Below are 25069 nucleotides of genomic sequence, written 5' to 3' on the forward strand. Positions count from 1 at the left end.
GATGTCTTATTAACATGCATTCCGCTGATTGAGCGGAGTACATACAATTCCATCAATCCATCGGTTAATTTCCTGCAAATACTTATCAGCAAAATAGCGCTCGTGCGGGAACACATGGAGCACCTCAGTTAAATACTGTGTGTTTAAAAATGGTACAGACAAGAGTCCTTTGAATTGAATCAATATATATTGTATTGATACCGGATGAAACTCCTTTGCCTCTATCCCTTTTTCAACCACTGTATGAAAAATAAATCTTTCCTTTGCATAATAAGTCGTTAAAATCTCCCGAACAATTTGAGTGTCGATTGACATTTCCCGAAGCACAAATCTAGTCAAATGAATCTGATTGCACTGATAGCTCCACAGCTTACCTGCAATCTCCCGCAGGCATTGGGTAGCTCCCTTATCAAGACTGGTATATGCACTCTCCAATTCAGCCATATAGCCCTCAAAAAATCTGGTTAAACAATACTCTAGGAGGCCTTGCTTATTTCGAAAATAATAAGAAATGTTTGCGGCATTAATTTCAGCCTTTTTGGCAATATCGCGTATCGATGTTCCATCATAACCATTTGCATTAAATAAAGCCACAGCTGCATTAACGATTTTCTCCCGTGAGTTTTTTCTCATAAGCACTTCGCACTCCTTTTAGAGAATGGCCTTTTTATACTTTGCTATGTAAATATCATTCTGTGCAAAAAACGATTCTCCTTTTAAAATCTATCGACAAAGCTCACTAAATCATGCGATAAATGGCGAAATGCGTTGATTTTCACTTCATTTCTCCTTGCCCAAATGAACCTCGCTTGAAAAAATCAGTCGCACCCATAGATAAAAAAAGAATGACTAAGCGCAATCTAACTCAAGCCTCTTTAACGATTGAAGCCAGACTCTGCGCCGTCATTCTTATGATTATTGAATCATCTCGGTTTGGGTGATGACCCGGTTTTTGCCGGTACTTTTCGCAAAATATAATGCCTCATCCGCCCTGTTAAACAGCTGCTTAGCAGAATCCTCCTGATCTTTTGACCAATGAGAAACGCCGCAACTAACCGTAACAGATGGATTGGTTCCTTCTTTTACACGTTGAATCAATCGGTTAGCAATGTCCCTACCCTTTTCCATCGGAATTCGCGGAAGATAGATAGATAATTCCTCACCGCCCCAACGCGCAGCAATATCGCTATCACGTATACTGCTTCGCATTACATTAGCAACCTGAATTAAGATTTCGTCACCAACCTGATGCCCGTATGTATCATTCACCTTTTTAAAATTATCAATGTCGATCAGGATGAAAGTGCCTTGTCCCTCATCAATCATTGATTTTTGAATTTGACGATCTAAATAACTACGCGTATATAGCTTCGTCAAATAATCAGTTACAACCATTTTTTCCAATTCTTCCCTTAAGGTTGAATTGACAAAAGCTAATGTCGAATGGTGAACCAACGATTGCAGTAATTTATAAGAATCAAACGAAAAATGATACGGCGCACTGTGAAACACTAAAATAAATCCGACCATTCCACCTGTTTGAATCATTGGAATTGCCATAATCGAACGATAAGTTGATTCATCAAATTCTTTAAAATCGCCAATAAACATTGGACTTTTATCTTTTAATAACTTCTCATGGAAGTCCTGAATGTACTTTTCTGCTTCTGTCGTAAAGAAAAAAGGTGTACTTCCGTCCAAAATCTTAATTTGTCGGTCATGAAAAAGAATAAAGCCAACCTCTTCGGCATTGAAGGAACTGATAATTTGTTTACAAACATAGCTAACTATTTCCGAAAAGCGCTGCTTTGAATTTAATTCATGAGATACTTCGTTAATTAATTTAAGATCAGCAATAAGTCGATTGGATTGCTGATATAATTGGGCATTTTCAATTGCAGTTCCGGCCGTGTTGGCCAACAGCGAAATGAACTCCACTTCCTTAATTGGGAAAACCAAAACATTGACTGCCGTTATTTGTAGTACACCATATACACCCTGTTTCCCCTTTAACGGGGCATAAAGAATCGAGCAGTTACCTGATGCATAATTTTCCATTTGCACCGTACCTGTAACATAGGCTTCCATTGCTGCCATGTTTTCACTATCATATTGCAAACATTTTATTGGAAGCTGTGAATTGCTCTGAGTATCTTGCGAGAGGAACAAAGAATAGTGGAATCCTGGATAAACTTCATGTAACACTTCAATGATTTCTGCTAAAACCGCATCCATGTCCATTGTGGAATGGAATTTTTCCGTTACACCAAACAGTAGCCGATATTTTTTCTCCTTCGCAGCTATTTTGGAGAGATTTTGTAAAACGCTAATATAATGTGAACAAATACGCCCCATTTCTTCAATCAACCTTGAAGAATCCAGCTTAATTTGCGGATCTTTTACCCAAAAATAACCAAAGTTCTCTAAATGGCTTTTTATGTAATATTCATTTTGAGATGTGGAAACTGCTTCTCCCGCATCACCTAATGCAAGGTTCCCATTAGCACTAGTAATAGGTTTGACTAATAGAGAATCTTCTAAATTAATTCCTTCCGAAATGAGCTGTTCACCCCATTCTGACCGGTAATAGAAGATTACCTCCTGCGCCATCACTGTCATAGCGATAACCATACTAATTCGTTCAGGAATTTGCTCAAAATGGAGGGCACTATCTTCATCGTTCAAAATATCAAAAAGTGAACTCTTTAATTTATGTATGATATCAATTTTGGATTTTCCCATCCTACATCACCTATTACCCAATTTGGTGTTAAGAGAAATTATTATATCAAAAAAATAGATATATGTATAAACACGTTAAACTTTTATATAACAGCACTTTCATTATTATATTATTATATCATATCAAAAAGAATGAATGTTGAATGCTTTATTAAATATTCAAATAAATAGAAGTAAGAAGTGAGTGTTGTATTCCTCTTAATTAGAAAATTAATTGACTTATGATGAAAAATAATTATATAATATTCTTTGTGTAAAATATCGCAGCCTAAATGAACACTTTTTTGTCGTCATTTTGTTCCATCGGTTCCCACTTGGTTGAACCCTGTGATGGGGTATTGCGTAACCCTCTGCTGCGAGGGCGAAGGTACATGAAAACAAAATGAACATAATCGTTGTCTCATTACTGTTTTTATTTTACAAAATAAAAACACACAAGGAGGAGTCACTCATGGCTCGTTATACCGGCCCAAGCTGGAAATTATCTCGTCGTCTTGGTGTATCACTAAGCGGCACAGGAAAAGAATTAGAAAAGCGTCCTTATGCTCCAGGTCCTCACGGTCCTAACCAACGTAAAAAGCTTTCCGAATACGGTTTGCAATTACAAGAAAAACAAAAACTTCGTCACATGTATGGAGTAACTGAGCGTCAATTCCGTAACCTATTTGACAAAGCTGGCAAATTACAAGGTAAACACGGTGAAAACTTCATGGTTCTTTTAGAATCACGTTTAGATAACGTTGTTTATCGTTTAGGTCTTGCTCGCACTCGTCGTGCAGCTCGCCAATTAGTTAACCACGGTCACGTAATGGTTGATGGAGCTCGCGTAGATATCCCATCATACCGTTTATCTGCTGGTCAAACTATCACTCTTCGTGAAAAGTCTCGCAACCTAGATGTTGTGAAAGAATCAATCGAAGTAAACAACTTCGTTCCTGATTTCTTAACTTTTGATGCAGACAAATTAGAAGGTACATTCACTCGCTTACCAGAGCGTTCTGAATTACCAGCTGAAATCAACGAAGCTCTTATCGTTGAGTTCTACTCTCGTTAATAGAGTTATTGCACTGCCCTTGGTGCGGTGCTTCCGAAAACCCCTTTGGTCGTTTGGCCAGAGGGGTTTTTTTGTTTTGTTGGTTTTGGTTTTTTGAGAGAGACCTCGGTTTTTGGCATATTTTTCGGTTGTCTAGGCGTTATTGGTGACACTTTAACACTAATTCGGGCCAATTTTGTTACCAAGGTGCCTTATTGATAACAATTTACCGCTGTCACCATCAAATTTTGTTACCAATAAGCCTTGTTGGTAACATTTTTTCCTTAACCACGACAGAATTTGTTACCAATAGCTATTATTGCTACATCTATATTTTCCAAAAATAACAAAATCTTCAAAAATTACATTCTGAGCCTTAGTCCACTTGAAAAATGGTTACGTTCTATTCATAATAAGTCCATTGGCCGTACCCATTAACCCGAAAATGTTTCTTTAATATTCTTCTTACCGTCCATTTTTCCAATTTGAAATTAGACCACTCTAATACTACGTTCAGCGTAATCTTTATCTCAGGAAATAGTAACGTAATATCCTTTACACTTCTTAATACACATTTTTCATAGCTCTCTTCATTCCCACATTTTGTACAAACAATTTTTTTGGGAGCTACTATAACCGAAAATGAGAAACACCTCCCACAATTCATCCCCTTACGAACTGACTCGAAGCGGTACGATGGCAGTTGCGTCATCGGTGATTCACTCATATGTAAATTCACTAAGAAATCTGCCAAGTGCTTGTGAGAGTCATTTAAGTATGCTGGTTTTGCATATATTGAACGTAGGAATCTATTGAGTTGAGTGTAGTAAACAATCGGTTCATCAAGAGGAGCTTGATATAAAAAACATTCGGGGTTGATAAAAACGACATGGCCTTCAATTGGAATGTTAAAACCATTCTTTTTGAGTAGTTTACAAAGTAAAATTTTTATCCTGTTTAATTGATCGAGTGGGTTTTGATAGATAGTATCAGAGTTGCAATTGTAGAAGTTATTGTTTTTGTAGTAGAGATTTCCTTCGAAGTTTTTAATCTCACTGGGGATGATGGCATGCTGGGTAATGATGGTGGAATCAATCTGAACGGTTGTATGATCACATTTCAAAAGCAAATCATTTAATATGTAAAATTTCTGATGTAGTCCTGCCCCCTCTACTAATTGATCAAACATCACTTCGCCTTCAAAGCCTTTTTGTAGATTAAAAAAGTGTTGCTTCTCGGCATGCGTCAAATCCATTCTTGCATTTAATATCCGTAAAATCCGTAATTCCTTCGACGCTTCTCGATTTTTATAAGCCATATTCCACTTCCTCTCTCTATTTCTTTTTAATTTTATAAAAATAATGATGATGAATCACTTGTACATTGTGTGAATTATCAATAAAAAGCAAATAGGCCTCCCAATAAAAGAGAGGCCATGATAAAACAATCATTAGTAATTAATCAAAGTATATTTCTTTTTGCCGCGACGGATAATGGTGAATTGTCCTTCGATGCGGTCTGCCTCACCAAGCACATAGGCTGTGTCAGTGATCCGATCCCCATTAACAGACACGGCTCCGTTTGAAATATCCTCACGAGCTTGGCGCTTCGATGGAGAAATTTTTGCATCAACCAGCAAGTCTACAAGGCCAAGTGCTTCCAACTGGCTAGCATCAAACGAAGGTACATCCTTAAAGCCTTGCTTAATTTCCGCAGCAGTTAAATTCTTTACATCACCGCTAAATAGTGCTGCAGAGATTTTCACTGCCTGATCAAGTGCTGCTTGACCGTGAATCATGCGCGTCATTTCTTCAGCTAACGCCTTTTGCGCCTTGCGAAGGTGTGGTTCCTCGGCAACAGAAACTTCTAATGCTTCAATTTCTTCACGAGATAAGAACGTAAAGAATTTCAAGTATTTTACGACATCAGCATCAGCCGTGTTAATCCAGAATTGGTAAAACTCGTACGGAGATGTTTTTTCAGGGTCAAGCCAAACTGCGCCGCTCTCTGTTTTACCGAACTTAGTACCATCGGCTTTTGTTACAAGCGGAATAGTTAAACCAAATGCCGGCTTTGCGCCCTCGGGTTTCATTTTACGAATTAATTCAAGACCGGTGGTAATGTTACCCCATTGGTCACTTCCACCGATTTGCATGCGGCAATCGTGCTTTTCGTAAAGATGGAAGAAATCCATCGCTTGTAAAATCGTGTAAGTAAATTCTGTAAAAGAAATTCCCGTATCTAAGCGTGATGAAATAGTGTCTTTTGCGAGCATGTAGTTGATTCCAACATACTTACCAAAATCACGCAGGAATGTCACGATATCCATTGATCCAGCCCAATCATAGTTATTTACCATGATTGCACCATTGCTGCCTTCAAAATCGAAAATTCGTTGCAGTTGCCCTTGCAAACAGCCCACATTGTATTGAACTGTTTCTAGCGTTTGGAGCTTGCGTTCTTCCTTTTTGCCACTTGGATCACCGATGAGACCAGTTGCACCGCCGACTAAGACAATTGGACGATGTCCAGCCTTTTGGAAACGACGCAGCGTTAAAAATGGTAATAGATGCCCGATATGCATACTATCTGCAGTTGGGTCGACTCCGCAGTATAAAGAGATGCTTTCTTTATTTAAGGTTGCTTCGATGCCCTCTTCGTCGGTTTGTTGATAAACGATGCCTCTCCATTTTAAATCATTTAATAATTCATTCATCATTTTCGCCTCCATTTCAAAAAATAGGACTGTGTTCAACTTGACAGTGGATTACCACTCTAAAAAGGCACACAGCAAAAATAAAAAGACGTCCCTGCAAATTGCAGGGACGCCATAAGCGCGGTACCACCCAGATTAAAAACCAAAACGGTTTTCCACTTAAAAATTTAACGGTTCAGTCCGTTTGCTGCTACTAGCTATCGTTTCACAGCAAATGCTCAGGGAGGTATTTCGCGCTTCTATTTGTACTGGCTCACAGCGACCGCCAGCTTTCTGTCAACAGGGATAGAAGAACTACTGAATTCCCATCATTGCAATCTATTCAATTCATTATTGCATTTTTACCATAAATTGATGGAAGTTGTCAATTGTAGGATGAGAATAATAGGAAATTTATCGATGCTTGTCATTTTATCTTTTGCATTATGCTATAATGTATGTGATTTTAGGGGGTTTGATATGTCCATGAACGAAAGTCAAAATTTGAAAGAAAGACTGAGGTCAGTTTTACAATTTATCACAAACCAGAAAACGGTTAAAGGGGCACGAATTACCTACCAAGTTATCTGGAATTTGGGATTATTATTTTTTATTATACTGATGATTGGTGGTACTTTCGCTTTAGGTGTTGGCGGAGGATACTTTGCTTCATTAGTCAAGGACGAACCAATTCGTTCCTATGCCAGCATGAAAAAACAAATTTATAACTATGAAGAAACATCGGAATTATATTTTGCTAATGATGTTTATCTCGGCAAACTTCGCTCCGACATCGATCGGGAGGAAGTCAAGCTGAACCAAGTTTCACCATTTATAAAGGATGCTATTGTTGCCACTGAGGATGAATATTTTTATAAGCATGATGGTGTTGTTCCAAAAGCAATTTTCCGTGCTTTGTTCCAGGAGGTTTCAAATGCCTCTGTCCAAACCGGTGGAAGTACGTTAACACAACAGCTGATAAAAAACCAATTGCTATCGAACGAAGTATCGTTTGAACGTAAAGCTAAAGAAATTCTCCTGGCACTTCGCCTAGAAAAATTCTTTGAAAAAGATGAGATTCTTGAGGCCTATCTGAATGTAGCAACTTTCGGACGAAACTCATCAGGCCGTAATATTGCCGGTGTACAATCGGCTGCAAAAGGGATTTTTGGCGTGGAAGCAAGTCAATTAAGCTTACCTCAAGCCGCGTTCATTGCCGGTTTGCCACAAAGTCCATTTGGGTACACTCCTTACACCCAGAACAAGACGATCAAGAACAATTTAACACCGGGTTTAGAAAGAATGAAAACCGTCTTAAAAAGGATGTTTGATGGCGGATACATTACTGACGAGCAGTATAACGAGGCCCTTGCCTATGATATCACCAAAGATTTTATCCCACCAAAAGAAAGCCCATCACAGCAATATCCTTATTTAACAACTGAGATTGAAAAGCGCTCGATTGAAATATTGGCTGGTATTCTTGCCAAGCAGGATGGCTATGAAGAACAAGATTTAAAAGATGATCCTGATTTGAAGACCGAGTATCTTGAAATCGCTGACCTGAACATTCGCCAAAATGGCTATAAAATTCATACAACCGTTAACAAAGAAATTTATGACGCCATGCAGCAAGTGAAAAACAATTACCCACATTATGGACCAGACAAGGCTCAGGAAACAAAAGATCCTGAGACTGGTGAAAAGATTACTGTGATGGAGCCCGTTGAAGTAGGCGCTGTCTTAATTGAAAATAAAACAGGAAAAATCATCAGTTTTGTTGGAGGCCGTGATTATCAACGCGAGCAATTGAATCACGCGACTAGCGCAAAACGCCAAAATGGTTCAACCATGAAACCACTGCTCGTTTATGGACCAGCATTTGAACTTGGTGCTGCACAACCTGGAACAATTTTACCAGACGTAGCTTTAAAGCTTGCACCGGGAATCAATCGTCCTTGGCCGCAAAACTATGACCGTCGATACAGCGGTTTAACATCGGCTCGTTACGCATTAACGAAGTCATACAACGTGCCAGCTGTAAAATTATACAAAGATATAGTCGCTCAAAGGCCTGCCAAATTTTTAGCAAAGATGGGCTTCACTTCATTAGCTGAAGATGATTATACCAACCTGGCCACAGCAATCGGCTCATTGGCAACTGGGGTTACTGTAGAAGAGAACACCAATGCCTTTAGCACTTTTGCAAACAATGGGAAATTTATCGATGCTTATATGATTGATAAAATTACTGATCGCGATGGTAATGTCATTTATCAGCACGAGGTAAAAGAAACGGATGTATTCAGTCCGCAAACAGCTTATTTAACATTAGATATGATGCGTGATGTTATCAAGAGCGGAACGGCAACATCAATTAATAGCCGCTTAAAATTTAAATCTGATTGGGCTGGGAAAACTGGTACAGGTAATCAGTTCTACGATGCTTGGTTTGTTGCCACCAATCCGAGTGTTACTTTCGGTATTTGGACCGGCTACGACACACCGAAATCGCTGCAATCAGGTGGCATGAGCTATAGTATGCGAACCAATTATTTATGGGCAGATTTAATGAATGCAGCTTATGATATTAATCCAGATTTAGTTGACCCAGCAGAAACCTTCCAAATGCCAAGCGGAATTGTCAGCAGATCATTTTGTGCCGCGTCAGGATTATTACCATCAGATGCTTGTTCACGAGCTGGCTTAGTTGAGACTGATTTGTTCAATGTAAAGTACGCACCAACTAAGGTTGATGACAGTTTAATTTCCGGGAAGTTTGTTGAAATTAATGGCAAGAAATATTTAGCACTCGACTCTACACCAGGTGAGTTCGCTCAATCAGGGGTGATTTTAAATCCTGATTACGTTGCTAAAATAATGGGAACATCAGAAAATGCGAGCCAATTAATTCCGAAAAAGGATCGTTGGGCAAACGTCCTCGTGGCCGATGCGAAAATGTCTGATGATGGCAATCGTCCAACCCCATTAAGTATTTCAGTTTCTGGAAATACCGTCTCTTGGGGCGTACATCCACATGGTGACATTATCGGTTACCGCGTGTACCAAAATGGGGCCGGTAAAGTCTTAAGTATTAAATCCGGTGAAGCATTTGCGTTTACAGGTGGTAATGGTGCTTCATATTACGTAACCGCGGTAGATATCGCAGGAAACGAATCAGCCCCATCTAATACTGTCACGATCGGGGTACCTGTGCAGCAAACTCAACCAACTCCGGGAACTACCATTCCGGATCCTATGAATCCATAGAAAAAAGGCAGGCTCCCAAGGAGCTTGCCTTTTTTGTTTAAATATTTGTCTAGCTGCGGCGGCTAGGAGCTCGGGTCACAAGCCAAATCCCTCCAGAGACTATCATCTATTACGTGATTCGTCTTGTGCCTGTCGCCCCTGAACGAGCCGCCTCCGCTTTTCTATTTGTCTAGCTGCGGCGGCTAGCCCCTCGAGGTCTTAAGCCAATCCGTCCAAAAGGTAAACTACAACCTTTCGGCCGGCTCGTCTTAAGCTTGTCGGGGCTGAACGAGCCGTCTCCGCTTTTCTATTAGTCTTCCATTGTCGATAAATCACCTGTTGGAAGGTTTAGTTCCCAGGCTTTTAGGACACGGCGCATGATTTTACCACTGCGTGTTTTTGGTAGACTGTCACGGAAATCAATTTCGCGTGGTGCAGCATGTGCTGCTAACCCAGTCTTAACAAATGTCCGGATCTCCTCTTTAAGCTCATCAGTTGCTTCAAAGCCTTCACGCAAGGCTACGAATGCCTTAATGATTTCACCGCGAACAGGATCCGGTTTTCCGATAACACCCGCTTCAGCAACAGCCGGATGCTCAACAAGTTTACTTTCAACCTCGAACGGACCTACGCGCTCACCTGCTGTCATGATGACATCATCAACGCGACCTTGGAACCAGAAATAGCCTTCATCGTCCATGTATGCTGAATCTCCGGAAACATACCAATCACCTGGCATGAAATAGGATTCAAATTTTTCTTGGTTGCCCCAAATAGTATGCATCATGGATGGCCAGCCTTTTTTGATTGCCAAGTTACCCATGCGGAAAGGCGGTAGCTCTTTTCCTTGATCGTCAACGATGGCAGCTTGTACACCCGGAATTGGTTTACCCATTGAACCTGGCTTAATTTCCATACAAGGATAGTTACAGATAAGCTGAGAACCTGTTTCTGTCATCCACCAAGTATCATGAATGCGCAGATTGAATACCTTCGCACCCCATCTAACAACTTCTGGATTAAGCGGCTCACCGACGCTGAGAATGTGGCGTAGGCTGCTCAAATCAAAGCGTTTAACCGCTTCATCTCCTGCACCCATGAGCATTCTGAATGCTGTTGGTGCACTGTACCAAACCGTAACACCGTACTCTTCAATCATGCTGTACCACGCATCAGGGCTGAATCGGCCACCGATGATAACGTTTGAAGTACCCGTTAACCATGGTCCGAAAATGCCATATGCAGTTCCTGTTACCCAACCAGGGTCAGCTGTGCACCAATACACATCCTCTTCTTGTAAATCTAGTACCCATTTCGCTGTTTGATATTGTTGAATCATCGCGTTATGAACATGGAGTACTCCTTTTGGCTTCCCAGTTGAACCTGATGTATAATGAAGGATAAGTCCGTCACGACGGTCAACCCACTCTATTTCTAGTTTTTTACTAGCTTCTGTAAACTTTTTGTTAAAATCAATTAAGGTATCTGTTTCTTCGATATTTTCACCAACAAGGAAAATATGCTTTAATTCTGGAAGTTCACTAACTGGTACTCGCTTTAATAATTCAGGCGTTGTGACCAACACTTTAGCACCACTATCTTCTAAACGGTCACGGACGGCACCCTCCATAAATGCTTCAAAAAGAGGACCAACAATAGCGCCTAATTTAATTGCGCCCAACACAGCGAAATAAAGTTCAGGTGAACGCGGCATAAAAATGAAGACACGGTCTCCTTTTACGACATCACCGTATGCTTTAAGCACATTCCCTGCTTTATTCGAAAGTTCTTTCATTTCTTTGAAGGTATATTTTTCTTTTCTAGCACCATCACGATAGTATAAAGCGACTTTATTTTTACGGAAAGATTCAGCATGGCGATCAATTACTTCATACGCCATATTTACCTTACCAGTCTCAGACCAAGAAAAGGCTTTTTCTGCTTCCTTCCAATCAAATTGTCGGTAAGTTTCATCGTAATTTTTCAAATTAAAATTTCCTTCAATTGCTGATAGCGCTTCCAATTTCATCAAACAGATTCCTCCTTTGTTTCTCTATCATGTAGCCTAGTATACTATCAAAAATTATTTTTCGCAATATTTAAAATATTTTAATTATTTATTTAATTTTAAAAATAAAAATAATATAAAAAGAAAGCGCTTTATATGATTCTATTTCATGTATAATGGAGTTAAGATGGTATTGTATATATTTAGGCGGTGACTAAATGGAGCATAAAAAAACATATTATGAAAAAGAATTGATAACCCCCGATGGAATCGTTCATGTCGAAGGTCCAGTTCCAGCTGAAAAGCTGGCCCAATATGAGTTCCATCAAGATTTAACTGCATTTCGTCCGGCTTCGCAACAGCATAAAGCTGTTGTTGAGATTGCCAAATTACCTGAAGGAAGAATCATCATCGCAAGACACGAAAATACGATTGTCGGGTACGCTACTTTCCTTTATCCCGATCCCCTCGAGCGTTGGTCTGAAGCTCATATGGACAATTTAATTGAGTTAGGCGCAATTGAAATCATCCCGCAATTTCGCGGACATCACGTCGGCAAGTATATCTTAAAAGTATCCATGATGGACGATGCCCTGGAGGATTTCATCGTTATCACCACTGAATACTATTGGCATTGGGATTTGAAGCGAACTGGTTTGAATGTTTGGGAATATCGAAAAATCATGGAAAAAATGATGAATGCCGGCGGGTTAGTCTGGTATGCAACAGATGATCCAGAGATTAGCTCCCATCCTGCCAATTGTTTAATGGCAAGAATCGGTAGCCGTGTTGATCAAGAATCCATTCAACGCTTTGATAAATTAAGATTTAAAAACCGATTTATGTTTTAACTCTTCTAGCAACTTTCTCTATTAATTAATTTTTCTCAAATCTAGCAAAATATTTCAGATGAAAACTATTTATTTTTCCAAAAAGGAGGTTAACGCTATGATAGTCGAAGAAATTATGAAACTTGACGTGGTTACCCTTACCACCGGGAATACCATTAGAGATGCCATTCATTTAATGGATGCCAAAAAAATACGCCATATCCCGATTATTAATGACCAGCATAATGTTGTTGGACTCATCACCGATCGTGACATTCGCGATGCAAATCCGTCTACCTTTTATGCTGAAGAACATCGAGATATTTTAGACAAGCCTTTACATATGATTATGCAAACGGATATCATAACCGGTCATCCGCTTGACTTTGTTGAAGAGATTGCAGCTGTTTTTTATGAACACCACATTAGCTGTCTTCCAATTGTAAAGGAAAACAAACTTGCAGGGATTATTACTGAAACAGATTTATTAAGAACTTTAGTCGAACTTACTGGAGCCCATCAGCCTGGCTCGGTGATTGAAGTAAAAGTGCGTAATATCGTTGGGATTTTAAGTGATGTCACAGGCGTTATTAAACAACGCAATGCAAGTATCCAAAGCGTTCTCGTTTACCCAGACAAAAAGGATGAAAACTATAAGCATTTAGTCATTCGGATTCGGACTATGAACCCGATGAATATTATCGAGGATTTAAAGAAAGCTGGTCATACTGTACTTTGGCCTAATTTACCGGGGATTTCATCATGACAGACTCAGTATTTGTCTTTTCAGAGGACCAATTAAAATATAAATTTAATAGTCATCATCCTTTTAATCAACAACGTCTGGAACTGACCCTTGATTTATTGCGAAAAATAGGAGCAATTTCTGATCAACAAATTGTATTACCGCGCATGGCGACGGATGAGGAGCTCCTCCTCATCCATGACCCCAATTATGTGAATGCAGTCAAATTAGCAAGCATTGGGGAACTTCCGGAAGGAGTTGCTGATAACTATGGTCTGGGCACTGAGGATACCCCCATTTTTCCAAACATGCATGAAGCAAGCTCTTTTTTAGTCGGCGGAACGTTAACGGCTGTTGACTATGTTATGAGTGGAAAAGCAAACCATGCCCTTAATCTAGGTGGTGGATTGCATCATGGCTTCCGCGGGAAGGCCTCTGGTTTTTGTATTTATAATGATAGCTCTGTTGCGATAAAGTATATGCAGGAAAAATATCATGCACGTGTTCTTTACGTTGATACAGATGCCCATCATGGTGATGGAGTACAATGGTCCTTTTATGATGATCCAAATGTTTGCACATTATCGATTCATGAAACAGGACGATATTTATTTCCAGGCACAGGGAACATAAACGAACGTGGTCAAGGACCCGGTTACGGCACTAAATTCAATATTCCGCTTGATGCCTTTACCGAGGACGAATCTTTTATTGATTCCTATAAGGTAGCATTACAGGAGATATGTGACTTTTTTAAACCGGATGTGATACTGACACAAAACGGGGCTGATTCGCATTATTTGGATCCCCTTACCCATCTTTCAGCAACGATGAAAATCTATCGTGAAATTCCAAAGCTCGCCCACAAAATGGCACACCAATTTTGCGATGGCCGCTGGATTGCGGTTGGTGGTGGTGGTTATGATATTTGGCGAGTTGTTCCCCGAGCATGGGCGATGGTCTGGCTTGAAATGACGGAAAACTCCAATTATTTTGGAAATTTGCCGAAGGATTGGCTAGATAAATGGCAGCCGCTTGCCCCAATCACACTTCCACCTGAATGGGATGATCCTGCTGATTTATATCCGCCGATACCTAGGAAAATGGAAATCACTGAAAAAAATGCCCAAACGGTTGATAAGGCACTATATCCAATCAAAAATCGCAAAAAATCTGTGCTATAAGAAAAGCGCAAGGCGCCCGCCTATCGGCGACAAGCACAAGACGAGCCGGCCGGAAGGTTGCCTTTTACCTTCTGGACGGATTGGCTTGTGACCTCGAGCCGATGGCGCCTGGAGCTAGACACTAAACTATGTTCAAATATTATACTTTCCTTAAACAGTAAAAAAGAAGCCGCCTCATAAATGGCGGCTTCTTATATTATTATCTCGTAGAATCTCGTTCCTCAATACGATGTGGTAATACGACGATTTGTTCACTTGTTTTTTCTTGATTCATTAATTTTGTCAACAATCTCATCGCGACAGCACCGATATCATAAAGTGGTTGCACAACAGTCGTTAATTGTGGACGAACCATAAGCGTTAATCTTGTATTATCAGAGCTGATGATCTCAAAGTCCTCAGGAATTGAGAACCCTTTATCCTCTGCACCATGAACAACACCTAGTGCCATCTCATCTTGACCAACAAAAATAGCAGTTGGCTTTTCGCTAGCTTCTAATAGCTTTTCAAAAGCTTCAATTCCAGAATCGTACGTATCGTCACCTTCAATGACTAAGTCTTCACGATATTCTATTCCCACTTCAGTCAAAGCCCGCTTATAACCAGCTAGTTTCTTCACTCCATTGATTGGTTCATGCATCGGACCAATCACAAAAGCGATCCGAGTATGACCTTTATCAATGAATGATTTAGTCACATCATAGGCTGCTTGCTCATAGTCAATATTTACAGACGGAATCTTTCCTGTTTCTTCAATTGAGCCAGCAAGGACGATTGGAACTGGTGATTTTACAAATTCTTCAACATGCTCAGCAGTAACATTTCCGCTCATAAACACAATGCCATCAACTTGCTTACCGAGCATTGTATTAATTAAATGCAATTCTTTATCTTTGTTTTGGTCAGAATTACTCAAAATGATATTGTATTTATACATCGTCGCGATATCTTCAATACCGCGAGCTAAATCTCCAAAAAACGTACTGGAGATATCCGGAATAATGACGCCAACTGTGGTTGTTTTTTTACTAGCTAATCCCCGAGCCACTGCATTCGGACGATAGCCTAACCGTTCAATAACCTCTAATACTTTTTTACGGGTTGCCGGCTTTACATTCGGATTACCGTTCACTACCCTCGAAACCGTTGCCATCGAGACACTTGCTTCTCTTGCAACATCATAAATGGTAATATTCAAAAGATATTCACTCCTTCAATTTGTCCCCACAAATATGCTATTCATAGTGTGTAGCAAGATTCCCTTGATTAAACCCCATATTTAAGTTTGTGAGATATTTAACTTGTCTAATTATGTATTTAATGATACGATACCCAATCTATTGCCGCAATGACTTGAACAGAAATTTTAAAGAATTTTTATGTTTTTCTTGCTACAAAAAACCTCCTGCACTTAACAGGAGGTTTTACCATTTTGGCTGTGTTAAGCATGAATGTTGATTTCCGCTACAGGCACTTCGCTTTCCGCGGGGCTAGTTGGGAGCCTCCTCGGCGCATTCGCGCCTGTGGGGTCTCCCATACCAGCTACTCCCGCAGGAGTCTTCGTGCCTTCCGCTCCAATCAACTTGTGGAAAATCAACACTGAGCTTTAACACAGCCAATATTTTAAATTATAAGCGAACAAAAGGTGTATCTTTTAAGCCTTCTAGGAAAGCATCAAATTGCTCTAAGTTCATCTGTTGAGCCGAATCGGATAAAGCAACGGCTGGATCTGGATGTACTTCAGCCATTACCCCATCAGCTCCAATCGCTAATGCCGCTTTCGCACATGGCAATAATAAATCTCTGCGACCAGTCGAATGAGTGACATCAACTAATACCGGCAAGTGCGTTTCTTGTTTTAAAATTGGAACGGCAGAAATGTCTAATGTATTTCTTGTTGCCTTTTCGTAAGTACGGATTCCGCGCTCACAAAGGATAATTTGATCATTACCTTGGGAGATAATATATTCAGCTGCATTAATGAATTCTTCAATCGTTGCTGCTAAGCCCCGCTTTAATAGCACCGGCTTTTTCACTGCTCCAACAGCCTTTAACAATTCAAAGTTTTGCATATTGCGGGCACCAATTTGAATGACATCAATATAATCAAGAGCCGTTTCAACATCATTTGGGCTAACGATTTCACTGATTGTTGCTAATCCGTATTTGTCTCCAATTTGCTTTAGGATTTTTAAGCCCTCCAACCCTAAACCTTGGAAATCATAAGGAGACGTTCTTGGCTTGTAAGCTCCGCCACGCAATAATTTAAAGCCTTTCTGTTTAACAGCAGCAGCTACAGCTGCCACCTGATCGTAAGACTCAACAGAACAAGGACCGAAAACGAAGTGTGGTGTACCGTCGCCAATTTTAACACCTTTTACATCAACAATTGTATTTTCTGGCTTTTTCTTCCGCGATACTAACAATGCTTTGCGATGGTCATCCTCTTGAAGTTCAAGACCTGCTTTGAAAATTTGCTTAAACATATGCTCAACTGTTGAATTTTCAAATGGACCATCATTATTATCTTTAATTTTATCAAGCATTCTCCGCTCACGAACTGGATCATAGCGGTTAACACCCTGGGTTTCTTTAACACGACCAATTTCTTGAACTAATCTTGCTCTTTCGTTAATGAGTGAAAGTAATTGAAGGTTAATTTCGTCGACACGGTTACGCAATTGTTCTAAGTTACTCATTTTATTACCCCCAGATTTATTGTTAAGCATATTTTCTTACATTTGTTAAAAATAGCGAAGCTTTGATTTTTAATTAGGATTAATTATAAATGATAAATAATTCCTTGTCACCAAAAAACTTTAACAATTAAACGCTTTTAAGCACTAAAGCATTATATGCCTATTTTTTAAAATGGTGCCTATTTAAGTTTCGTCAAATTAACAAAAGAGCCAACATTACAAAAAAACATCCAAAATCTGGATGTTTTAAAGGTTTTCTTTCATAACCTTTGTTAGTGCGTCGTAAGTAATTTTCCAATGGGAAGCATGCCATACGACCTTCTGATTGTTAAAAAAGAAAGCTTGAGGAGATTCATGTTTTATTTGAAACTTCTCTGCTATGTAACTTGAAAGTGAGCGTGAATCCTGTACTGTTAAATAGTAACTATTTAGATTCGGATTTTCCTCTGTAAACTGTACATATTCTTCATATGCGGCCTGGCTAATTGGGCAGGTCACACTATGCTTTAAAAATGTAAATGGTTTTTCTGATTTAATCAGCTGATCGAATTGCTCAGCAGTATCAATTTTTTGCACTTCGTATCCCTCCATAGCTTGAACGTTCGATTATAAATCGATTGAAAAAAAGCGATCATCCTTATCAAAAGGCTGCTTCGCTTAATTTCTGTAATCTTATCATTTTCAAAACGCATCAGCAAATTTAATGATTAAGCTTCTTTTCTGTTTCATCGAATGCTTTTTTCGTTTCTTCTAACATTTGTTGAATCGAATCATAGCCAGCTGCCTGATATTCTGGGCTTGCTTTTAGTTCTTCAAGCTCTTTGTCTTCCTCGGTTGCTTCAGGACTCTTACCTTTTAATTTCGCAATCGCTTCAGCTGATTGTTGACTAATTGTATGTGTTAATGTAGTCGTTTTTTCTTTTGTCGCCTGTGCCAAAGTACCTGCTTTTTCCTTTAACACCGCTGTTTGATTTGTAACCGATTCACGTAAAGCTGGTCCTGATTTCGGTGATAGCCATAAAGCTGTTACTGCCCCAACAACACCGCCAACTAAAGCTCCCAACAAGAAATCCTTTGTTCCAGTCTTTTCTTTTTCCTCGTGCAAATAGTTATTCATTGATATTTCCTCCTTTATCTTAATGATCGCGCATTCGTTGCCGAGTTGCTTGCTGTTTAGGTTCCAGCGCCTGTTTTAATTCTTTTTGTTGTTTCTTCGTTTTCCATTTTTCTTTGATTTCAACGATAGCTGTTGTCCATTGCGCAATTTGCGAAATTTTTTCCTGATTTTCTTCAACACCACGGTCCAACGAGCTGGTTACCGTCTGCAAGGTATGATTAAATTTTTGAATGGAGCCACCAACATCTTTTACTGCGGTAACAACTGTGTTCAAGCTTTCCGCTTTATCCTGAATATCATCAGCTAATGCATTGGTTTTTTTCAATAAATCAGTCGTTTCGCTCATGACTCCATCCAATTGTTTTTCTAAGCCAGTTAATGTATGGGATACATTATCTAGGGTTATTTTTAAAGATTTAAATGTTCTAGAAAGAAAAATCACTAAAATCAGAAATGATATGGCGATAAGCGCCACACTAAAATAAAGAATGTTAATCAATCTTTGCACCTCCGTTGTCTCTACCACCATTGTTTACCCAGTTGTAAGGGTATAAACCCTATCCTACATACTTCAATATTATAGTGTCAATTTCCTTCATCCGACACAGGATATTTTCGATTAATAAGGCCTTCTTTTCAACAAATTTTCGGAATTAGGTTACAATAGATGTATTGCATCAATATTTGCACTACAAGGAGGAATTCAGTTGAAAGATCCACGAATTGAGAAACTCGCCCATAATTTAATTAACTATTCCGTTCGACTGCAAAAAGGAGAAAAGGTGCTGATTGAAAACTTCGGTTTACAGCGTGAATTTGTCACAGCACTGGTTAAGGCCGCATATGATGCAGGCGGATATCCGTTTGTCTTATTGAAGGATCATCAGGTTAACCGTTCGCTACTGCTCGGGGCTAACGAAGAGCAGTTCGACCTAATGGCTGATTTTGAGGCAAATGTAATGAGCCAAATGGATGCATATATCGGCTTACGCTCTGGTGACAACATCAATGAATTATCCGACGTTCCAGATGAAAAAATGAAAATAGAAGGCAAGACCGTTGGTAAAAAAGTACATAGGGACATTCGTGTTCCAAAAACAAAATGGGTCGTGCTCCGCTATCCAAACTCATCAATGGCACAGCTCGCCAAAATGAGCACTGAAGCATTTGAGGATTTCTACTTTGATGTATGTAATTTAGATTACGGAAAAATGGATGCAGCCATGGATGCACTAGCCGACTTAATGAATAAAACAGACAAAGTTCGCTTAACCGGCCCAGGAACAGACCTACATTTTTCTATTAAAGACATACCGGCAATTAAATGCTCCGGTCAAATGAACATTCCTGATGGAGAGGTTTATACCGCACCAGTGCGGGATTCCGTTAATGGGGTCATCAGCTATAATACGCCTTCACCATACCATGGCTTTACTTTTGAAAATGTGAAGCTTACCTTTGAAAATGGTAAAATCATTCAAGCTGAGGCGAATGACACAGAGCGCATTAATAAGATCTTTGATACCGATGAAGGCGCTCGCTATGTCGGAGAATTTGCGATTGGCGTCAATCCGTTCATTTTACAGCCAATGCAGGATATTTTATTTGATGAAAAAATCGATGGTAGCTTCCACTTTACACCTGGACAATGCTACGATGAAGCCTATAACGGCAATAAATCCGATATTCACTGGGATTTAGTCAATATACAACGCCCTGATTATGGTGGCGGCGAAATCTATTTTGATGATGTGCTTATCCGCAAAGACGGCCGCTTCGTCATTCCAGAGTTGGAAGCACTTAATCCGGAGAACTTGAAATAAGATTAATGCCGAACTTATTAGATCCATATTAGTGCCCTGGTTTTGGCTGGGCCCCGAAATTTAAGGCACTAAGACTTTTTTAGTGCCCTATTTTTGTTGAAGTCCGAAATTTAGGGCACTTAGCACTCACATTAGTGCCCTAGTTTTGCTGAAGCCCGAAATTTAGGGCACTTAGCACTCACATTAGTGCACTATTTTTGCTCGAGTCCAAAATTTAGGGCACTTAGCACACACATTAGTACCCTATTTTTGCTGAAGTCCGAAATTTAGGGCACTTAGCATACCCATTAGTGCCCTATTTTTGCTGAAGTCCTAAATTTAGGGCACTTAGCATACCCATTAGTGCCCTATTTTTGCTGAAACCCTAAATTTAGGGCACTTAGCACGCACATTAGTACCCTATTTTTTCTGAAGCCCGAAATTTAGGGCACTAAACACACACATTAGTGCACTATTTCACACAGGCACTCCAAAATAGGGCACTTAACTTAGCAACAACCGACTTTCGAAGCATTTCCACCAAAAAAAGGATGCAGCGCACCTACGCACTGCATCCTTTTGTCATTAATTAGGCTAATTCTTTTTCATATGCTTCCTGGAATTTTTGGATATCACCGGCACCCATGAAAATAATGACACTATTTTCATGCTTCCGCAACAACCCAGTTTCGTGTTCATCTAATAACTCTGCACCAGGAATTTTTGCTTGTAAATCTTCAATCGAAAGTTTTCCGTGATTTTCACGAGCTGATCCAAAAATATCACACAAATAGACCTTATCAGCTAGATTTAAGCTTTCAGCAAATTCACTTAAAAATGTTTGCGTACGAGTAAACGTATGCGGTTGGAACACCGCGACAATCTCTCGCTCAGGATATTTTTGTTTAGCAGCATCAAGTGTTGCCTTAATTTCAGTTGGATGATGTGCATAATCATCAATTACGATTTGCGAACCAATCTTCTTCTCAGTAAATCTACGTTTCACACCGGTAAAGGTCATTAATTGATGCTTAATAATCTTCATATCGATGCCTTCATAATGACACATTGCAATCACTGCTAGCGCGTTCAACACATTGTGATCACCGAACGTCGGAATCGTAAATGTATCAAAATACGTATTTCGAACAAAAACGTCAAAGCTAGTACCTTCTGTTGATTTGACAATATTGCCCGCATGGTAATCATTGTCATCATTAAATCCGTAAAATAGAACTGGAACCTTCGCCTGAATTTTTTGTAAGTTCCGATCATCACCGCAAGCAATAATTCCCTTTTTTACTTGAAGGGCCATTTCCTGAAAGGCTGAGAAGACATCATCTATATTGGCAAAGTAATCAGGATGATCAAAATCAATATTAGTCATAATTGCATAGTCAGGAAAATACGATAAGAAATGCCGTCTATATTCACATGCTTCAAATACAAAATATTCAGCATCACGGTCACCTTTACCTGTTCCATCACCAATTAGGAACGAAGTTGGCTTTGCTCCTTGAAGCACATGAGCCAACAGACCCGTTGTTGATGTTTTTCCGTGTGCACCAGTCACGGCAATACTTGTGTAATTTTGCATAAAATCACCCAAGAAACGATGATATCGAATGACTGGGAGCCCCATTCGCATTGCTTCTTGTATTTCCTCATGAGTATCTGGAAACGCATTCCCTGCAATGATTGTTAGCCCCTCTTGTATGTTCTCCTTTTGGAATGGAAGGATCTTTATTCCAGATTGCTCCAGGGCCTGTTGAGTGAAAAAGCGCTTTTCGACATCGGAGCCTTGAACTTGAAAGTCGGTATCGTGTAGAACCTGTGCAAGAGCACTCATTCCAGACCCCTTAATACCTACGAAATGGTAAATAGTCATCTAAAGAACCTCCAACAAACGTCTATCTGTAACACATTATATGAGAATGTTTTCAATTTGCTCATTTTTATTACGTCACAGCGTTATCATATTAAAACATTATACCATTTTTACATTAGACGAATCATTTTTCTTTTAATAATCAAATAACCAAATTTAAATGCTAGATTATATTCCCAACATTAGTTTATTGTACTACTACTATTTATTGAGTCAAGTTCTTCTTCAGTAATTAATACATCCCGGGGTTTGCTTCCCCTTGCCTCCGAAATATAACCGTTTGCCTGCATCATATCGATTAACCGCGCTGCACGGTTGTAACCGATTTTAAAACGACGCTGTAAACTTGAAGTAGACGCTACTCCCTGCTCAACAATAAATTCACAGGCCTCAAAATATAACTCATCTTCCTCTTCACTTACTTGGGCTTTTTTTAGTAGTTCTCCCTGTTCAAATAAATAATCTGGTTCGGCTTGCGAGCGAACTTGCTCGACTACCCGATCAATTTCCGTATCTGAAATAAACGTACCTTGCAACCGTACAGGCTTTGAGGTTCCGTTTTCTAAAAACAACATATCACCGCGACCTAATAATTTTTCTGCACCACCAATATCAATAATCGTCCTTGAATCGATTTGTGAGGATACGGAAAATGCTATTCTCGTTGGAATATTCGCTTTGATTAAACCGGTGATGACATCAACAGATGGTCGTTGTGTCGCAATAATTAAATGAATACCACAGGCGCGTGCTTTTTGAGCGATACGACAAATCGCTTCCTCGACATCTCCTGGTGCAACCATCATCAAATCAGCTAACTCATCAATTACAATCAGGATGTATGGTAACTTCTCACTATACCGTTTTGCAGCCTCGGCCATTTCATTAAACCTGGAAATCTCCCTTACTCCAGTATGAACAAACAACTCATAGCGCCGCTCCATTTCTTCAACCGCCCACTTCAATGCTGCTGTTGCAGCTTTGACATCGGTAATAACGGGGCTTACTAAATGAGGGATATGGTTGTAAGGAGCAAGCTCAACCATCTTTGGATCAATTAATAACAACTTGACATCACGTGGATCCGCTTTGTAAAGCAGACTTGTTAAGATTGAGTTGATGCATACACTTTTCCCTGAACCTGTTGCACCTGCAATTAACCCATGAGGCATCTTGCGAAGATCTGTGACAACTGGCTTTCCTGAAATATCAAGACCTAGCGCAGCCGTTAGCGGCGATGGATTATGATTAAATTCTGGACTATCGATAATTTCGCTTATAAAGACTGGCCGACTTTTGCTATTTGGTACCTCAATCCCAATCGTATGCTTACCAGGTATCGGCGCTTCTATCCGAATGTCTTTTGCAGCAAGACTTAACTTAATATCATCCTGCAGGTTGGTGATTTTATTTACCTTGACCCCTGGGTCTGGCTGCACTTCAAAACGTGTAACCGATGGTCCCTGGGTTACGTTGACCACCTTTGCACCAACATTAAAATCGGTCAGGGTACGATTTAATAAATCTTCTTGTTCCATGAGCCATTCGCCGTTTTCCTCCTGAATAACAGGTGGTGTGAGCAGCTGTTCTGATGGAAATTGATAATTCGTATACTCCTCGCTTTCTTCTTCTTGGGTTTTTGGCTGCTCTTCTCTTAAAGTTGAGGCGATATCATTATCATCCGCTTGATTAACCTTTTTTACTTGCTGTTCAGAAAGAAGATTTTTAGTTGATAATTTTTGGCGATCTTGTTTAAGCATGATCACATTAAATGGGATGTGCGATTTGCTTACCGACTCTTCTTTTGGGCTAGTTTCCACATCTGCTGCAACATCTTTTATTGGAAATTCAATAATTTTTGTTGGCGTTTCAGTTACTTCGGTTGGCTTTTCTGCTACTTCAGTTGCAGTTTCAACAACTTCTATTGGTGTCTCAACCACTTCAACTGATGTTTCAACAACTTCTATTGGCGCCTCAACAGCCTTATTAGGTATAACTCCTTCAACCTCACTTGGTGTCTCATCTGCTTTTATTTTTACTTCTTCAACTTCACTTGATGTCTCAACTGCTCTTATTTCTTCTCCTTCAACCTCACTTTGTGTCTCAACTGCTTTTATTTCTACTTCTTCATCTTCAGTTGGTGCACAATCTTCAGGTGCTTCGATTACTTGAGAGGTTTCAACTTCTTCGACCACTTCGTATTGTTTAACTGGCTCGCTTTCAACCAATTCCAAGCTTACGGCAATTTCCTCGTCCTGTTGTGAAGGAATATGGTCAAAAAATCCAGTTAATTCGTGCTCAATTACCTTTGTTTGTCGCCTTTGTGGTCTTTCATATCCATAGATTGGCGAAGGAATTTCAGTTGGTCGAAATGGTCCGTAACGAATTTTTTCCTTCTTCGGTTTTTGATTTTCCTGTGTGTGCTGTTGTGGCTTTTCCACAATCGTTTCAGGTACCACTTCTACTTTTGGCTCTGCTTGCTTTGTCCGTTCCGAGTGTGGACGAAACCGTCGCAAGGCTTCAAGACTATCAACCCGACTTTCTTTACCTAGTAATTCATTATTTGGTTGCTGTTTTCGATATTTATTTTGCTCCCGTGCTGGTCTATCTTTCTTTTTAGGTGAAGCCTCTTGTTCAGTCGGTCGTTGAAAGGAACCTTTAGGATATTGATATGTGATTCTCGCATTGACATCCTTCGGGCCTTCTTGATTGTCATGGTTGTCGTGGGCCACCCGTTGCTTACGCTCGCTCACTTGTTTACTATCATCATGTTCATCTTTAAAAGCATGAAATATTTTTTTGAACCAATCCACTGCTGATCATCTCTTTCTGCAATTCTTATAAAAATCAATCTGTCATTGAGCATTCTATACTATAACAAACAAAATCATTTGCTTATCTGTGATAAAGTGACATTTCTATTGTAACAGGTAATTATAAAAAAACGAGACTAGAAAAAAATAAACGGAGCACCTAAATAAAATGGTACCTGTAGGTAGGACACTCGAAAAAAAGAGTGTTTCACCTACAGGTATTTTTTTATATACTTGAATTTCAGAATATGGGGATAAGGGGAT

The 25069-nt window shown here is 39.6% G+C and carries 18 protein-coding genes and 1 other annotated feature; of the genes, 6 read left to right on the plus strand and 12 right to left on the minus strand.

Annotated elements, in window-relative coordinates:
• Positions 1–9 precede the first annotated feature (9 nt).
• Together refZ and HHO41_RS10740 are read right to left on the minus strand one after the other, a co-directional pair.
• Entirely contained in the window at positions 10–633 is a 624-nt protein-coding gene (gene refZ / locus HHO41_RS10735; protein WP_169098368.1) for a forespore capture DNA-binding protein RefZ, read from the minus strand.
• A 282-nt stretch (positions 634–915) separates the two neighbouring features.
• Positions 916–2742, minus strand: coding sequence for a sensor domain-containing diguanylate cyclase (locus tag HHO41_RS10740; protein WP_169098370.1), 1827 nt, complete (start codon positions 2740–2742; stop codon positions 916–918).
• Between the two features lie 451 nt (positions 2743–3193).
• On the opposite strand from HHO41_RS10740, the gene rpsD reads away from it, so the two are divergent.
• Positions 3194–3796, plus strand: a complete 603-nt coding sequence (gene rpsD, locus HHO41_RS10745) for a 30S ribosomal protein S4 (protein ID WP_169098372.1) — start codon at positions 3194–3196, stop codon at positions 3794–3796.
• 382 nt (positions 3797–4178) lie between these two features.
• Here the strand turns inward: rpsD and HHO41_RS10750 are convergent, their stop codons facing one another.
• Both HHO41_RS10750 and tyrS read right to left on the minus strand, forming a co-directional pair.
• A complete protein-coding gene (locus HHO41_RS10750) occupies positions 4179–5093 on the minus strand; it encodes a nuclease-related domain-containing protein (RefSeq protein ID WP_169098374.1) in 915 nt (304 codons plus the stop codon).
• 132 nt (positions 5094–5225) lie between these two features.
• The gene (gene tyrS, locus HHO41_RS10755) at positions 5226–6491 is read right to left on the minus strand and encodes a tyrosine--tRNA ligase (protein WP_169098408.1); all 1266 of its coding nucleotides are present in this window, start codon (positions 6489–6491) and stop codon (positions 5226–5228) included.
• 102 nt (positions 6492–6593) lie between these two features.
• Positions 6594–6812, minus strand: a binding site (T-box leader).
• Positions 6813–6956: 144 nt separating this feature from the next.
• On the opposite strand from tyrS, the gene HHO41_RS10760 reads away from it, so the two are divergent.
• On the plus strand, positions 6957–9740 hold the full coding sequence (locus HHO41_RS10760) for a transglycosylase domain-containing protein (RefSeq protein WP_169098376.1): 2784 nt from the start codon (positions 6957–6959) through the stop codon (positions 9738–9740).
• A 289-nt stretch (positions 9741–10029) separates the two neighbouring features.
• Here the strand turns inward: HHO41_RS10760 and acsA are convergent, their stop codons facing one another.
• A complete protein-coding gene (gene acsA, locus HHO41_RS10765) occupies positions 10030–11748 on the minus strand; it encodes an acetate--CoA ligase (RefSeq protein WP_169098410.1) in 1719 nt (572 codons plus the stop codon).
• A gap of 197 nt (positions 11749–11945) precedes the next feature.
• Here acsA and HHO41_RS10770 point away from each other — a divergent pair, with 197 nt between their 5' ends.
• From HHO41_RS10770 to HHO41_RS10780, 3 genes are all read left to right on the plus strand, one after another.
• Positions 11946–12578, plus strand: a complete 633-nt coding sequence (locus tag HHO41_RS10770) for a GNAT family N-acetyltransferase (RefSeq protein WP_169098378.1) — start codon at positions 11946–11948, stop codon at positions 12576–12578.
• Between the two features lie 97 nt (positions 12579–12675).
• Positions 12676–13323 (plus strand): acetoin utilization AcuB family protein, encoded by a 648-nt coding sequence (locus HHO41_RS10775; protein ID WP_169098380.1) that lies wholly within the window; start codon positions 12676–12678, stop codon positions 13321–13323.
• Positions 13320–14486, plus strand: a complete 1167-nt coding sequence (locus tag HHO41_RS10780) for an acetoin utilization protein AcuC (protein ID WP_169098382.1) — start codon at positions 13320–13322, stop codon at positions 14484–14486. Before HHO41_RS10775 ends, HHO41_RS10780 begins: the two co-directional genes overlap by 4 nt.
• 199 nt (positions 14487–14685) lie before the next feature.
• Here HHO41_RS10780 and ccpA read toward each other — a convergent pair whose 3' ends face one another.
• From ccpA to HHO41_RS10810, 5 genes are all read right to left on the minus strand, one after another.
• Positions 14686–15684, minus strand: a complete 999-nt coding sequence (gene ccpA, locus HHO41_RS10785) for a catabolite control protein A (protein ID WP_169098384.1) — start codon at positions 15682–15684, stop codon at positions 14686–14688.
• Between the two features lie 430 nt (positions 15685–16114).
• Complete coding sequence (locus tag HHO41_RS10795) at positions 16115–17185, minus strand: bifunctional 3-deoxy-7-phosphoheptulonate synthase/chorismate mutase (RefSeq protein ID WP_169098386.1); 1071 nt, start codon at positions 17183–17185, stop codon at positions 16115–16117.
• A 246-nt stretch (positions 17186–17431) separates the two neighbouring features.
• Entirely contained in the window at positions 17432–17761 is a 330-nt protein-coding gene (gene ytxJ / locus HHO41_RS10800) for a bacillithiol system redox-active protein YtxJ (RefSeq protein ID WP_169098388.1), read from the minus strand.
• Positions 17762–17885: 124 nt separating this feature from the next.
• On the minus strand, positions 17886–18302 hold the full coding sequence (locus HHO41_RS10805) for a YtxH domain-containing protein (RefSeq protein ID WP_169098390.1): 417 nt from the start codon (positions 18300–18302) through the stop codon (positions 17886–17888).
• A gap of 19 nt (positions 18303–18321) precedes the next feature.
• Complete coding sequence (locus HHO41_RS10810; RefSeq protein WP_169098392.1) at positions 18322–18801, minus strand: DUF948 domain-containing protein; 480 nt, start codon at positions 18799–18801, stop codon at positions 18322–18324.
• A gap of 208 nt (positions 18802–19009) precedes the next feature.
• Between HHO41_RS10810 and HHO41_RS10815 the strand changes: the two genes are divergently transcribed.
• Positions 19010–20125: an aminopeptidase gene (locus HHO41_RS10815; RefSeq protein ID WP_169098394.1), complete on the plus strand. Its 1116-nt coding sequence runs from the start codon at positions 19010–19012 to the stop codon at positions 20123–20125.
• A 568-nt stretch (positions 20126–20693) separates the two neighbouring features.
• Here HHO41_RS10815 and murC read toward each other — a convergent pair.
• Together murC and HHO41_RS10825 are read right to left on the minus strand one after the other, a co-directional pair.
• On the minus strand, positions 20694–21992 hold the full coding sequence (murC, locus tag HHO41_RS10820; protein WP_169098396.1) for a UDP-N-acetylmuramate--L-alanine ligase: 1299 nt from the start codon (positions 21990–21992) through the stop codon (positions 20694–20696).
• A 182-nt stretch (positions 21993–22174) separates the two neighbouring features.
• Positions 22175–24805, minus strand: a complete 2631-nt coding sequence (locus tag HHO41_RS10825) for a DNA translocase FtsK (RefSeq protein WP_169098398.1) — start codon at positions 24803–24805, stop codon at positions 22175–22177.
• Positions 24806–25069 lie beyond the last annotated feature (264 nt).

Source organism: Bacillus sp. DNRA2, assembly GCF_012843265.1.
GTDB lineage: Bacteria > Bacillota > Bacilli > Bacillales > Cytobacillaceae > Bacillus_BU.

What these genes read in the sequence shown, in the direction of transcription:
- acsA (WP_169098410.1), bottom strand. Translation starts at nt 11,748, where the DNA reads ATGAAATTGGAAGCGCTATCAGCAATTGAAGGAAATTTTAATTTGAAA.
- murC (WP_169098396.1), bottom strand. Translation starts at nt 21,992, where the DNA reads ATGACTATTTACCATTTCGTAGGTATTAAGGGGTCTGGAATGAGTGCT.
- HHO41_RS10740 (WP_169098370.1), bottom strand. Translation starts at nt 2,742, where the DNA reads ATGGGAAAATCCAAAATTGATATCATACATAAATTAAAGAGTTCACTT.
- HHO41_RS10750 (WP_169098374.1), bottom strand. Translation starts at nt 5,093, where the DNA reads ATGGCTTATAAAAATCGAGAAGCGTCGAAGGAATTACGGATTTTACGG.
- HHO41_RS10775 (WP_169098380.1), top strand. Translation starts at nt 12,676, where the DNA reads ATGATAGTCGAAGAAATTATGAAACTTGACGTGGTTACCCTTACCACC.
- refZ (WP_169098368.1), bottom strand. Translation starts at nt 633, where the DNA reads ATGAGAAAAAACTCACGGGAGAAAATCGTTAATGCAGCTGTGGCTTTA.
- tyrS (WP_169098408.1), bottom strand. Translation starts at nt 6,491, where the DNA reads ATGAATGAATTATTAAATGATTTAAAATGGAGAGGCATCGTTTATCAA.
- rpsD (WP_169098372.1), top strand. Translation starts at nt 3,194, where the DNA reads ATGGCTCGTTATACCGGCCCAAGCTGGAAATTATCTCGTCGTCTTGGT.
- HHO41_RS10760 (WP_169098376.1), top strand. Translation starts at nt 6,957, where the DNA reads ATGAACGAAAGTCAAAATTTGAAAGAAAGACTGAGGTCAGTTTTACAA.
- HHO41_RS10805 (WP_169098390.1), bottom strand. Translation starts at nt 18,302, where the DNA reads ATGAATAACTATTTGCACGAGGAAAAAGAAAAGACTGGAACAAAGGAT.
- HHO41_RS10770 (WP_169098378.1), top strand. Translation starts at nt 11,946, where the DNA reads ATGGAGCATAAAAAAACATATTATGAAAAAGAATTGATAACCCCCGAT.
- HHO41_RS10795 (WP_169098386.1), bottom strand. Translation starts at nt 17,185, where the DNA reads ATGAGTAACTTAGAACAATTGCGTAACCGTGTCGACGAAATTAACCTT.
- HHO41_RS10780 (WP_169098382.1), top strand. Translation starts at nt 13,320, where the DNA reads ATGACAGACTCAGTATTTGTCTTTTCAGAGGACCAATTAAAATATAAA.